11 protein-coding genes are annotated in these 13,464 nt (G+C 58.4%); 1 reads left to right on the top strand and 10 read right to left on the bottom strand.

The annotated features are described in order from the left end of the window. Positions 1–42: 42 nt before the first annotated feature. On the top strand, positions 43–1,866 hold the full coding sequence (locus DHN60_RS12545) for a calcium-binding protein (RefSeq protein ID WP_159089207.1): 1,824 nt from the start codon (positions 43–45) through the stop codon (positions 1,864–1,866). A 76-nt stretch (positions 1,867–1,942) separates the two neighbouring features. On the opposite strand, the gene DHN60_RS12540 is transcribed toward DHN60_RS12545, so the two are convergent. The 10 genes from DHN60_RS12540 to DHN60_RS12495 form a co-directional block, all read right to left on the bottom strand. Next, positions 1,943–2,719 (bottom strand): enoyl-CoA hydratase-related protein, encoded by a 777-nt coding sequence (locus DHN60_RS12540; protein ID WP_108837661.1) that lies wholly within the window; start codon positions 2,717–2,719, stop codon positions 1,943–1,945. 73 nt (positions 2,720–2,792) lie between these two features. Then, positions 2,793–3,248 carry a cytochrome c-type biogenesis protein gene (locus tag DHN60_RS12535; protein WP_108837660.1) on the bottom strand — a complete coding sequence of 152 codons (456 nt, stop codon included), beginning with the start codon at positions 3,246–3,248 and terminating at the stop codon, positions 2,793–2,795. Then, the gene (locus DHN60_RS12530) at positions 3,245–5,206 is read right to left on the bottom strand and encodes a heme lyase CcmF/NrfE family subunit (RefSeq protein WP_108837809.1); all 1,962 of its coding nucleotides are present in this window, start codon (positions 5,204–5,206) and stop codon (positions 3,245–3,247) included. The genes DHN60_RS12535 and DHN60_RS12530 overlap by 4 nt, the downstream gene beginning before the upstream one ends. A 174-nt stretch (positions 5,207–5,380) precedes the next feature. Next, a complete protein-coding gene (locus DHN60_RS12525) occupies positions 5,381–5,953 on the bottom strand; it encodes a holin family protein (RefSeq protein ID WP_108837659.1) in 573 nt (190 codons plus the stop codon). Continuing rightward, complete coding sequence (locus DHN60_RS12520; protein ID WP_108837658.1) at positions 5,944–6,555, bottom strand: holin-associated N-acetylmuramidase; 612 nt, start codon at positions 6,553–6,555, stop codon at positions 5,944–5,946. Before DHN60_RS12520 ends, DHN60_RS12525 begins: the two co-directional genes overlap by 10 nt. Before the next feature lie 83 nt (positions 6,556–6,638). Then, positions 6,639–7,082 carry a cytochrome c maturation protein CcmE gene (gene ccmE / locus DHN60_RS12515; RefSeq protein ID WP_108837657.1) on the bottom strand — a complete coding sequence of 148 codons (444 nt, stop codon included), beginning with the start codon at positions 7,080–7,082 and terminating at the stop codon, positions 6,639–6,641. A 4-nt stretch (positions 7,083–7,086) separates the two neighbouring features. Beyond that, entirely contained in the window at positions 7,087–8,115 is a 1,029-nt protein-coding gene (argC, locus tag DHN60_RS12510) for an N-acetyl-gamma-glutamyl-phosphate reductase (RefSeq protein WP_108837656.1), read from the bottom strand. Between the two features lie 27 nt (positions 8,116–8,142). Continuing rightward, positions 8,143–8,952: a glutamate racemase gene (locus DHN60_RS12505; protein ID WP_108837655.1), complete on the bottom strand. Its 810-nt coding sequence runs from the start codon at positions 8,950–8,952 to the stop codon at positions 8,143–8,145. Positions 8,953–8,972: 20 nt separating this feature from the next. Then, on the bottom strand, positions 8,973–9,854 hold the full coding sequence (locus DHN60_RS12500; RefSeq protein ID WP_108837654.1) for a lysophospholipid acyltransferase family protein: 882 nt from the start codon (positions 9,852–9,854) through the stop codon (positions 8,973–8,975). 90 nt (positions 9,855–9,944) lie between these two features. Further along, positions 9,945–13,364 (bottom strand): indolepyruvate ferredoxin oxidoreductase family protein, encoded by a 3,420-nt coding sequence (locus DHN60_RS12495; protein WP_108837653.1) that lies wholly within the window; start codon positions 13,362–13,364, stop codon positions 9,945–9,947. Between the last annotated feature and the right edge of the window lie 100 nt (positions 13,365–13,464).

Below are 13,464 nucleotides of genomic sequence, written 5' to 3'. Positions count from 1 at the left end.
GTGCCCCTTAGTGGCGTTGTAATTAGTTGGAGTTGGGGAAGCATGGAAATTGGCATTGCACTATTAAGCCTTCTTGGCATCGCTCTTTTGGTTAACATTTTTGATGACGATGATGATGACAATGAAGTCGTCACCCAAAGCGCCGAAGAACCGCCTGTCGGGCAGGAACAGATCGAGGGTCTTGTTCTGGAAGGTACGTCAGGGGCGGATACGCTGACGGGCGATGAAGGTAACGACTCCATCACAGGTGCAGGCGGTGATGACGACCTGTTTGGTGGCTTTGGCGATGACACCATCGAAGGTGGTGAAGGCGACGACATCGCACAAGGCAACGCCGGGGCCGATCTGATCATCGGCAACGAAGGCAACGACGTGCTGCAAGGGCGCGGTGGGAATGACACCGTGCAGGGCTTTTCCGGCGATGACTGGGTTGATGGCAATGACGGCGATGATCTGGTGCGCGGCGGCGAAGACGATGATGTGGTCGCCGGTGGCACTGGAGCCGATGTAATTGAAGGCCGCGCAGGCGACGATTTTCTGATCTCCGGTGCGGCTCCCGGCTCCCCCTTGAGTGATGCCGAACTTGCTGAACTCCGCGAGACTGGCGACGTAGAAAGTGTTGATTCAGTTGAACTGACTGATGACGGCGACGCCGACACTTTGGATGGTGGCACGGGCGATGACATTCTGGTCTTTGGCGCCGGAGACTCGGCAACCGGCGGCACGGGCATGGATGTGTTCGCAGTGTTTGCAGACTCCGCTGGCGACGAAGCAGGCCCGGCCGTAATCGAAGATTACGCAGCCGAAGAAGATTCGCTGCTTTTGTACTTTCAATCGGACGCGTCGCCAGACGATGCGGTGGTCACCGTCGAGGATGACGGTGAAGACGCCGTTGTCAGCGTCGATGACGAGGAAGTTGCGCGCATCATAGGTGCTGCCGGCCAAGTGATGCCTGAGGACTTCGAGTTTGTTCAGGCCGAGGCCGCACCGGAGCCTCCGGTTCAGGCCGAGATTACAATTGATGGCACCGAAGACCCCGACACCCTGACTGGAACGGGCGCGGCTGAAACCATTAACGGTCTTGGCGGCGATGATGACATCGAAGGTGGCGGCGGCGCTGACACGGTCAGCGGAGGTGAAGGCAACGATGTGATCCAAGGGCAAGCTGGCTTTGACGAGGTCAACGGCGATGCGGGCAACGACCTCATTCAAGGCCGTGGCGGCAGCGATTCACTAAGTGGTGGCGCAGACGATGATTGGGTCGATGGCAATGACAACGCTGATACCGTCGATGGCGGCGAAAACAATGACACCGTGATCGGTGGCCTTGGCGCGGATGCGCTGACCGGCGGCGACGATAACGATATCCTTGTCGCGGGCGAAGCGCTGGCGGATCCTTTGTCCACCACAGCTCTGAATGCCGTGCGCGGTGGTGCGACGTTGAATGATGCGTTGAGCGGCGTTGAGATAGGTGCCACGATCACCCTCGAAGATGATGGTGCAGTCGATACACTTGACGGTGGTGGAGGTGACGACAGTCTCTTCTTTGGCGCAGGTGACACTGCAACGGGTGGATCTGGGGCTGACCTGTTTGGCGTGATTTCAGGGGGTAATGCGTCTGCGATAATCACAGACTATGACAGCGCCGAAGACCGTGTGATCATCCTTGATCCAACGTTTGATACCCGCGAAACGGATCCTGTTGTCACTGTCAACGACAATGGGGCTGATGCCGAGATCCTGTTGGATGGAGTGATCGTCGGCGTTGTTGTTGCCGGAGCTGGCAAAATCAGTGCCGATGATATTTCAGTCGTCAGCGGCGTCGCGACGAACTTGATCGATCCAAACGCCGCGGCAGTGGTTTAGGGCGGTTAAGTCGAACCTGCATCACAAGCTGTAGGACTGTGAAAGGCGCCCCGACCCGGGGCGCCCTTTTTGTGGCTCAGCGCCCTTCGAAATCCGGTTTGCGCTTTTCAACAAAGGCCAGTACGCCCTCGCGGAAGTCCCGGCTTTGGCCGCAGATACCCTGTTCGGACGCTTCAAGCGCCAACTGCGCCTCAAGATCGTTTTCCCAACTGTCACGGATCACGCGCTTGACCGCTCCGAATGCTTTGGTTGGACCGCTGGCCAGATGTGCCGCACGCCCGCGCCAATGCGCATCAAAGGTATCATCCGCCACAGCCTCCCAGATCATCCCCCAGTTGTCCGCCTGACGGGCCGTGATCTTGTCAGCAAACAGCGCAGCCCCCAACGCCTTGGCCATGCCCATGGAACGCGGCAGCGCATAGGTGCCGCCGGCATCCGGGATCAATCCGATCCGGGTAAACGCCTGCAGAAAATACGCGCTTTCCGACGCGATCACCACATCACAGGCCAACGCGAGGTTTGCCCCTGCCCCAGCGGCGGCCCCGTTCACGGCCGCAATCGTCGGGATCGGGCAGTTGATGATTGCACGCAGCATCGGCGCGTACTCATCACGTAGCGTACGCTCGAGGTTGAGGTCAGAGGCATTCGCCCGATCCCCAAGGTCTTGCCCAGAGCAGAACGCGCGCCCTGCCCCGGTGATCACCACCACACGCGCTGTCTTGCCCGCATGCGTGACAGCGACGTCAATCTCTGCCCGCATCTGCGTGGTGAGCGCGTTCATCACGTCGGGACGGTTCAGCGTGATCAACGCAATGCCGTCTTCCAGCGCATATGTCAGGGTGTCGTACTTCATGGATCAGCCTTCCCTTTTGGGTCTGCGCCCATCCATATCAAACCGATCAGTTTAGAAAAGCCCCGACGCACCGTTACTCTTCGAGTATTTCGCGCAAGCGCTTGGCCTCATCCGCACTCAGGGCCGCATCGGAAGCGACGGGCGCACTGGCGCGAGAGCGCAAATAGCCAAACCCAATGCCAGCCGCGAGGAGGAACATTAGCGGCCCTGCCGCCCAGAGCAGCCAGTTGGACCCCGACGGCCGAGGGTTCATCAGAACAAACTCGCCATAGCGTTCAACAAAGAAGTCGACGATTTGAACATCGCTCTGCCCGGCTGCCACCTGTTCGCGGATCACGCGGCGCGTATCAACCGCCCATTGCGCGTTTGAGGAGGCAACGGATTCCGACTGACACACCACGCAGCGCAACGCATGATCAAGACCACGCGCACGCGCCTCAAGGACCGCATCATCCAACATTTCGCTTGGGTCCAGCGCCAAAGCTGCCGAGCTCAGTACAAACCAGAAGGCGAGAACCAAGCGCTTCATTCCGCAGGTACCTGCTTTTGCACTTTGCGCGCACCCACCGCCACACGGAACCTTCTGTCGCTCAGTGACAAGAGGCCTCCAAGCGCCATCAACCCGCATCCGATCCAGATCCAGTTGGTCAGCGGCTTGATATAGGTGCGCACGGCCCATCCCCCATTTTGTTGTGCATCGCCAATGACGACATAGACATCGCGCGCCAGATTGTAATCGATGGCAGCCTCTGTCGTCGGCATCTGCGCCACGGGGTAAATGCGCTTTTCGGGGCGCAGTTGAGCGATTTCACTTCCGTCTTTGGCCAATGTCACAAAGCCCATGGTCGAGAGGTAATTGGGCCCCTCCAACTGTTCGACGTTATCGAGGGTCAAAGTGTACCCGCCAACCTCGAACGGCGCTCCGATCTGGGCGACGCGGATGTCTTCGGACTGCCAGGATGTCAGCCCCGCAACCCCCAACATGGTGATCCCAAGCCCACCATGCGCCACCGCCTTGCCCCAATCAGAGCGTGGCAGCCGAAGCAATCGGCCTGCGTTGAATTTTTGACCCGTCCGGCTGGCCAGATCGACTATCGCGCCCATCACCAGCCATGCACCAAGGAAGGCGCCCATGGGTCCGACCAGACTACGCCCAGTTTGCAAGGCCCAGGCCAGCCCGCCAAGGGCCAGCGCAAGAACGAACACGTAGCGCAAGGGACGCATCGCACGCACCACCTGCCCCCGCTTCCACGGCATCATCGCACCGACAGGCAAGATCAACCCAAGGACCACCATGAACGGCGTAAAGGCCATGTTGAAAAAGGGCGGGCCCACGCTGAGTTTGCGATCAAAGAACATCTCGGCCACAAGCGGCCACATCGTCCCGACAAAAACCACAAAACAGGATACCGCCAACAGCACATTGTTGGCCACCAGCGCGCTTTCGCGGCTGACCATGCCAAAGACGCCACGCGCCTCCATCGCACCGGCCCGCAGCGCAAACAGGATCAACGCGCCGCCCATGAAAAAGCCCATGATCATCAGAATAAATACGCCCCGCTCCGGATCATTGGCGAATGCATGCACCGATGTCAGCAAGCCCGAGCGGACGATGAACGTCCCGATCAGCGAAAAGCCAAAAGCAAGGATCGCGAGCAGAATGGTCCACGCCTTCAGGCTCTCACGCTTTTCAACAACGATGGCCGAATGCACGAGGGCTGCTGCCAGAAGCCACGGCATGAAGGACGCGTTTTCGACCGGATCCCAGAACCAGAAGCCGCCCCAACCCAACTCATAATACGCCCACCACGATCCAAGCGCGATCCCAATGGTCAGGAACACCCATGCCGCCAGTGTCCAAGGACGCACCCAGCGGCCCCAGGCGGCGTCCACGCGCCCTTCGATGAGGGCCGCGACGGCAAAAGAAAACGCCATGCTCAAACCCACGTAGCCGAGGTAAAGAAACGGCGGATGAAAGGCCAAACCGGGGTCTTGCAACAACGGGTTCAGGTCCTGCCCATCAAAGGGCGGCACCGCAAGACGCACAAACGGGTTGGACGTAAACAGGATAAAGGCCAGAAAAGCGACGCCAATTGCGCCCTGGACCGCCAGCACACGGGCGCGCAGCGAGGGCGGCAAATTGCCGCCAAACCAGGCCGCAGTCGCGCCAAACAACGCCACAATAAGAACCCACAAAAGCATGGACCCCTCGTGGTTCCCCCAAGTGCCGGAAATCTTGTACAGCATCGGCTTGGCAGAATGGCTATTCAGCACCACCAACCGCAGCGAAAAGTCTGACACGATAAACGCGTACATCAACGCCGCAAAAGAAAACGCGATCAGCAGGAACTGTGCGTTGGCTGCGGGTTCAGCCATGGCCATCAGCCGACTATCTCGCCGCCACGCGCCATAAAGGGGAAGCGTAGCCTGCAAGATTGCGACCAGAAAAGCGAGGACGAGAGAGAAATGACCGAGTTCTGTAAGCATGTTGCGCTTATAGATTAGGCGCATCCCCGCGCCAATGCGACAAACGCGAACACGGGATCACAGCTTTGCCATCCCGCCCCTTCTCTGATTTAAAAAATCCCGGGGGAGTCCCGGAACGGGATGGGGGCAGAGCCCCCTGACGCAAAATTTGTCATTTTCCGCCGCGTTCCAACTTCATGCCGGGCGACGCCACTCATCCAATGCGGGGTTTTGATCTGGCGCGACCGCCGCTGCCGCAAGGCGCACGTCCTGCCCCGTCGCTGCGGCCCCTACACTGCTAGCGCGCATTTTGCGCAAGGCGGCCACGTTCTGCATGACCTGCGGCACATGCGCCATTGTGCTGACGATTTCGCGCTGAAACTGCTGCGCCTTCACCTGATGTCGCGCTCCAAAATAGAACGATACAATCACACCCAACAGCCACCAAAGCGGCTCTGGCACCAAGGCAATGCCTTGCATACGTTCTGCAAACCACAGCGGTTCAACCATCGCTGATACGAACAAGCCCAGCGTGCCCAAAGCCAACGCCGGGCGCGGCAAGCGATTGATTCCGTCCATCACCCGATCAAACGCCCCCTGACGCGACACCAGAAACTCTTCGCTGTGGCCGCGCATTGCCTCCATCTGCACAGAGTGAGAGCGCGCTGAACCGGCTTCAGCGTTTTCACGAAACACCTCAACGGTGTCTTTTATCACATTGCCACCATTGCCAAAAAGCAGCCCAAACGTCCGTTCCATCAACCCCATGACTCGACCCTTTCCTGAAACTGCGCCGGGCTCAAATGAAAGCGCGGCGCGATAAATTCTTCGGCGCGTTTGATCCAACCGCCTTTACCACCGGCACGGGTGCGGGCGTATTTACGGCTTGCCGGGCGGCGATCTGCGATGCGGAAATAGTAGTTACGCCGCGCGATGCCGTAGGCATCCACAAGGTGTTGCGGGGCGTCTGCATAAGCCGCCCGTGCAGCCCCAATCGAGTTCGGCCCAAGCGCGCCGTCGATGACGCAAGGATGACCCATCTCATTCAACAGTCGCTGCAGTATCTTGATCGCGTTGCCGCCCGCATTGACGTACATGTCAAACACGGTGGCATGTAGCGTCGACGGAAGCTCTTCGATCAGTGGTCGTTCAAAGTAATGCGTGACAAAGATGTCGGTTGCCTGTGCCCGAGTCAGCTGGCGCACGTCCGCTGCATCAATATCTCCGTCCCCATCCAAATCAATGCCGAGCCGGCGCATCGTGTGGATCGTCACTCCGAAATTGGTGGCTCCGCCCGGATCGTCCGGGTCGTTCACGTACCCGCCCTCGCGGTCTACGATTTCTTTGGCAATGTCTCTGACGCTTTGCATGCACAGTTCTCCCTTGGACACGAAGTCCGTTTCGCGGAAAACACTGCAATTTGTGGGTTAACGGGCCTTAAGCCCTGCGTACGCTAGCCGTTGGGGTCCACATAGACGCCTTGTTCTTTTAGGGCATCCACGACTTCTGAGGGCATGTATTGTTCATCATGTTTCGCAAGTATTTCAGTGGCTTCAAAGACACCATTGATGTATCGACCTGTCGCAACCATGCCCTCGTTTTCGCCAAACAGATCCGGGCGGATGCCAGTATAGACGACGGGAACTGACGCACCTCCGTCGGTTACCGCAAACTGAATCGATTCCCCCTGACCGACAACAAGCGAGCCTTCCTCGACCAAACCACCGATGCGAAACACCTCATTTGGACCCGGAGGTTCAGCAATGACCTGACTGGGCGCGCGAAAGAAATTAATTCCATCGCGCATTGCATAGCCGATCAACACCGTCGACAGCGTCAAAGCAACCGCAGCCAAGGCGATAATCTGAATACGGCGCTGTTTCTTGAGGCTTTTCATGGTCTCACGGGAATAGCGGAGCCATCATCAGCCCCTCTGTCTCAGAAATATCTAACATCAGATTGGCATTTTGCAACGCTTGGCCGGAAGAACCTTTTGTCAGGTTATCAAGGGCAGCAATGACAATCGCCCGGCCTGGCCTGCGATCTGGAACGACCCCGATATGGCAAAAGTTCGACCCGCGAATGTGCCGCGTACTGGGGGCCTCTCCCATGGGCAGCACTTCGACAAACACCTCGTCATCGTAGGCAGCAGCCAGCGTGTCATGCACGGCCTGCGCATCACCACGCACATAGGCTGTCCCCAAAATGCCACGGTTGGCGGGGATCAGATGGGGCTGGAACTGGATATGAACATCCCGACCCGCCACCTTCGAAAACTCCTGGTCGAACTCGCCCAAATGCCGATGTGTGCTGCCAAGGGCGTAGGCATGATATCCTTCGCTCAGTTCAGCGTGCAAAAGGTTTTCCTTTAGCGCACGGCCAGCACCCGACACTGCCGCCTTGAGGTCCAAGATGATCTCGTCCAGATCAATGACACCCGCGGCAATCAGTGGACGCAGTGCAAACTGCCCGGTGGCGGCATTGCACCCTGTGCCTGCAACCAACCGGGCACCGGCAATCTCATCACGATAAAATTCGGTCAGGCCATAGACGGCCTCGCCCTGCATCTCGACGGCGGAATGTGGGTTGCCATACCATTTTTGATAGGCCTCGGGATCGCGCAGCCGGAAATCTGCCGACAAGTCCACAATTTTCAAGCTCTTGGGGAGATCACGGATGACTTCTTGGCTTGTCTTGTGCGGAAGCGCGCAAAAGCACAGATCAATCCCACTCCAGTCGATCTGATCGAAGGGCACCATAGCGGGCAGATCCAGATGACGCAGATGCGGGTAGACCTGTGCGACCGTCTGTCCGGCCTTAGAAAAGGCGCCCAAGGCTTTGATTTCAATGGATGGATGCCGGGCAATCAGCCGGATCAATTCGGCGCCCGTATACCCGGATGCGCCCAAGATTGCGATGGAATAGCTCATATCGTGTCTTTCGAAGAAGGTGTCAGATCAGGCGGCTTCAAACGTGATCTGTCGTCGCAAAAACTGCGTGGCGCGTTGGCTCACACGGACCGGATCGCCAGTGGTCAGATATGCGGCCTCGCCCGTGCCGATCTTGTCGGGATGGCGTTCAAGGTAGTCCGCAAGGCTTTCACCCACGAGGTTTGCCTGACTGTAGACAGAGACATCCGCGCCCAGCGCATCCTGAAATTCCGCCTGCATGAGCGGATAGTGCGTGCACCCCAGAATGGCCGCCTGCGGTTGGGGCATCTTGCGTTTCAGCGCATCGACGTGGCTGCGCACCAGCGCATCCGCAAGGATCATGTCCCCGTCCTCGATAGCGTCCACGACGCCACCACAGGCCTGCGCCTCAACGTCCACACCGATGGCGCGAAACGCCAGCTCGCGCTGGAAAGCACGGCTTGCCACAGTGGCGGGCGTTGCAAACAGGGCGACATGCTGCACAGCCACTTCCCTTGGGGGGGAGTTGTCGCCCCACTGCCGTTCGGTCAGGGCTTCAATCATCGGGACGAACACACCCAGCACGCGCTTGTCCTGCGGCACCCAGGATTCCTGCATCCGCCGCAAGGCGGCGGCCGAGGCCGTATTGCAGGCCAGAATCACCAGATCACACCCCGCATCGAACAGGCGCTGCACAGCTTTGCATGTCAGATCATAGATGTCGTCCGCAGTGCGCACGCCGTAAGGGGCATTGGCGCTGTCGGCCAGATACACGAACGGCACATCAGGCAGCCGTGTCCGCACAGCGTCCATGACGGTCAAACCGCCCAATCCGGAATCAAAAATACCTATCGCCATCACATGGGCCTTGCTGCGGTTCAGGTGCGGTGCCGCTCTTCGAACTCATACCCCAGATCAAACATTTTCACCGGGTTCGGGTTCAGCTCATACGTGGCTTTTCGAAGGAATTCCATCATCTGTTTGGGATCACCCGCCATCGGGTCCAGAACCGCGCGGTCAATGGGTTCTCCGATCACAACCTTGACCGGCGTATCGACGCGCTTTTTGAACTCCTTGATCAACAGGCCAAGGCGCAATGTGTTGTGCGTATGGCTCGCGATCTGGAACAAACGGCTGGTGTGGCCATCATAGTACAGCGGCACAACGGTCGCTTCCGACTTGGCGACCATCCGCGCTGTAAAGCTGCGCCAACCGGGATCCATTGGTTTTGCAAAGGGTTTGACTGCGGTACTGACCGTACCACCGGGGAAGATTCCAATGGCGCCACGCTCTCCCAGATAGCGCAGCGCTTCTTTGCGGGTGGCGATGTTCATCGCCATCGCTTCGCGGCTGTCGTCAAAGCTGATGGGCAGTAGCACTCGGTTTAGCTCTTCGGCCTTTTTGAAGACCGAATTTGCCATCAGCCGAAAATCCCCACGCACCATCGACAGGATATGGCCCATCATAAGCCCGTCCAGTATGCCGTACGGGTGATTGGCAATCAGGATCAGCGGCTTGTCACGCGGGATGTTGTCGAGACTGCCCCCGACGATATCAAGGCTCAGCCCATACCGCTCGACCATGACAGCCCAGAAATCACGGCCCGCCGCGACCTCGTCCTCATAGCCCTCAGCGCGTTTGATCAACCGCATGCGCCCCGTCGTGTTCTCGATCAACCGGATCAGCGCGCGCCCACCTTTTGTCTCTGCCGAATGGGCATACGAGATTTCGCGGGCAATTTGGCGGTTACTGCTGGGCATGGTTTTGGGGTTCGGCCTCTGTCTTACATGCGCTCTATGTACTGTCGGTGACCCAGTCTGCAAAGCTTTTATGACGTGCGCATGACGGCTTTACTCCGCCGCCTGTGCCTGCGTGGTCCCGCCTGAACGGATCACCGATAGCAGTTCTTCGCGCCGTTTTTCCGCTTTGGCCGCGTTTGCATGTTTGACAGGACCAAAGCCACGAATGTCCAACGGGAGCGCAGCAAGTGCTACGATTACATCGCGCGTGCTATCGCTGAGCTTGGCCAAAACCTCTGCCATGTCTGCCTCGTATTGGCGGATCAGTGCGCGTTCCATACGCCGCTCTTCGGTGCGGCCAAAGGGGTCCAACGGTGTACCGCGCAGTCCCTTCATTCGCGCCAGAATGCGGAAATTGCGCATCATGGACGGCCCGTATTCCTTTTTCATCGGGCGCCCGTCCGGGCCTGTCTTGGAGAGCATTGGCGGGGCAAGGTGGAAATTCATGGTGAACTCTCCGTCAAACTGCTCGCGCGCCTTGGATTCGGTGTCCAGATGCAGGCGTGCGACTTCGTATTCGTCCTTGTAGGCCAGCAGCTTGTGATACCCCTTGGCGACTGCTTCTTTCACAGCCACATCGCTGATCCCGTCCACCAATTTGCGATAGCGTTTCGCCAGCCGCTTGCTTTGGTATTTGGTCAGATGGTCAGCGCGGAAGGTGATCTTGTCTTCAAGCGTCTTGGGCATCTGCACCACTTTGGGTTCAGCCACGCGTGCAGCTTCTTCACCGTGCAGCACCGCCCAGCGCCCGATTTCGAAAGCACGTTTGTTCTTGTCGACGGCAGCACCATTGAGATCAATCGCCTGCATAATCGCATCCAGAGACAGCGGCACCAGCCCGCGTTGCCACGCGGCCCCAAAGATCATCATGTTGGAAAAGATCGAATCCCCCATCGTGGCGCGCGCCAGATCAGAGGCATCAAACATATCGACCCGCCCTTGCAGACGCGCCTCAACCGAAAGCGTCAAGCGGTCTGTTGGCAACGCAAACTCTGTATCGCGGGTAAAGTCGCCGGTAATGATCTCATGGCTGTTGATCACTGCACCCGTGCGCCCCGTCGCGGTCAGGCCCAACGTCTTAGCCCCTGCACTCACGACCAGATCGCCCCCAATGAGGGCGTCCGCCTCCCCCGTTGCCACACGGATGGCGCTGATGTCAGCAGGGTCATTCGCCAGACGGCAATGGATGTGCACCGCCCCGCCCTTTTGGGCCAATCCGGCCATCTCCATCATGCCCGCGCCCTTACCGTCGATATGGGCCGCCTGCGCAAGCACAGCACCGATGGTCACGACGCCCGTTCCACCCACCCCGGTGATGACCACATTCCATGTGCCCTTGATGGTCGGCAGGTCTGGCATGGGCAAATCCGGTAGATCCAGCGTTGCGGTCGCCTGTTTCTTCACTTGCGCGCCCTCAAGGGTCACAAATGAGGGACAGAACCCTTTGACACAGGAAAAATCCTTGTTGCAGCTGGACTGATCGATCGCCCGCTTACGGCCCAATTCGGTCTCGGCCGGGACGATGGACACGCAATTGGATTGCACCCCGCAGTCGCCACATCCTTCACAGACGTCGGTGTTGATGAACACGCGCTTGTCGATATCCGGAAACGTCCCACGTTTGCGCCGACGGCGCTTTTCAGCGGCACAGGTTTGCACATAGACGATAACGCTGACACCTTCTGTTTTGGCAAAGCGCTCCTGTACAAGTTGCAGTTCGGCGCGTTCGTGTGTTGGCACGGCTGAAGGAAAGCGGGAAACGTCCACGTCTTCTTTGTCATCATAGACAACAGCCACATTCTCGCAGCCCATCGCGCGGACTTCGTTGACGATCCGGTAAGGATCTAAGCCACCATCGTTGCCCTGCCCGCCTGTCATGGCCACGGCATCGTTGTAGAGAATCTTGTAAGTCATCGTGGTGCCAGCGGCGAGCGCTGCGCGGATTGCCTGCACACCGGAGTGGTTGTACGTCCCGTCCCCGATATTCTGGAACACATGGCCGCGCTCAGAAAACGGCGCCTCACCGATCCAGTTGGCACCTTCGCCACCCATATGCGTGTAGCCGATGGTCTCGCGGTCCATCCACTGCACCATGTAGTGGCACCCGATGCCTGCGTAAGCACGGCTGCCTTCGGGCACTTTGGTCGATGAATTGTGCGGGCAGCCCGAACAGAAATACGGGAGCCGCGCTGCGATATCTTCGGCGTTGTCTGAACGGCGGGCTTCATCCAGCGTGGCCATGCCTGCCTTGATCCCGTCAGTCTCGCGCCCTTCCTCAATCATGATTTCGCCCAACTTTTCAGCAATCCAGATCGGGTCAAGCGCGCCGCGCGTCGGGAATAATTCTTCGCGGTGCAAGGCACCGGCACCGCCCTTGTACCAGCCATAGACACGCCGCCCGCGACGGTCGTCGAAAATCGCCTCTTTGATCTGCACTTCGATCAATTTGCGTTTCTCTTCGACCACAACGATCAGATCGAGGCCTTCGGCCCATTCATTGAACCCTTGCATGTCCAGCGGAAAAGTCTGGCCGACTTTGTATGTTGTGATGCCAAGACGTTCAGCCTCACCCTCATCAATGTTCAGCAAGGACATCGCATGGATCAAATCCAGCCAGTTCTTGCCCGCCGCGACGAATCCAATCTTTGCCCCCGGCTTGCCCCAAACGCGTTTGTCCATCTTGTTGGCGCGGGAAAACGCCTCCGCTGCGAACCGTTTCTGGTCAATCACCCGCGCTTCCATCGCAGTGGGGTCATCCACCAGCCGGATGTTCAGCTCACCCTCAGGCATGTCAAACTGTGGTTGCACAAAATTCAGACGATGCGGGTCGCCATCCACAACGCTTGTGGCCTCGACCGTGTCTTTCATCGTCTTGAGGCCAACCCATGTGCCGGAAAAGCGGCTGAGTGCCCAAGCATAAAGGCCGTAGTCCATGATCTCTTGAACGCCTGCGGGCGACACAACCGGCATATAGGCATCCACCAACGCCCATTCGGACTGGTGCAGCACGGTTGAGGATTCTCCGGTGTGATCATCCCCCATCGCAACGACAACGCCACCATTTGGCGAAGTACCGGCCATATTGGCGTGCTTGAACACATCCCCCGATCTGTCCACACCCGGACCCTTGCCGTACCAAAGGCCAAAGACGCCGTCGAATTTGCCTTCACCGCGCAGTTCAGCCTGCTGCGCGCCCCATAGGGCTGTTGCGGCAAGGTCTTCGTTGAGGCCCGGTTGAAAGGTCACGTCATGAGCTGCAAGTGGTTTCAGCGCACGCGTCATGTGCATATCCACCGCCCCTAGGGGCGAGCCGCGATAGCCCGTGACCAGACCGGCTGTATTCAATCCGGCGGCCGTGTCCCGTGCCTTTTGCATCATCACCAGACGGACCAGCGCTTGGGTGCCGTTCAGCAGAACGGGGCTTTTTTCGAGGTCATACCGATCATTCAAGGAAATCTTCTGCGTGCTCATGCGTGGCCTCCCCTGCCGCGATCAGTCTTACATAAGTTTTGCCCAAATATAGGTCACAATATATGACCTGTACACAAATTAATTTGAAAAAGAGACGGTT

The sequence above is a fragment of the Tateyamaria sp. Alg231-49 genome (assembly GCF_900143535.1).
Taxonomy (GTDB): Bacteria; Pseudomonadota; Alphaproteobacteria; order Rhodobacterales; family Rhodobacteraceae; genus Tateyamaria.
Note: the sequence above shows the minus strand (reverse complement) of the source record. Positions and strands in the feature narration are given on the sequence as shown.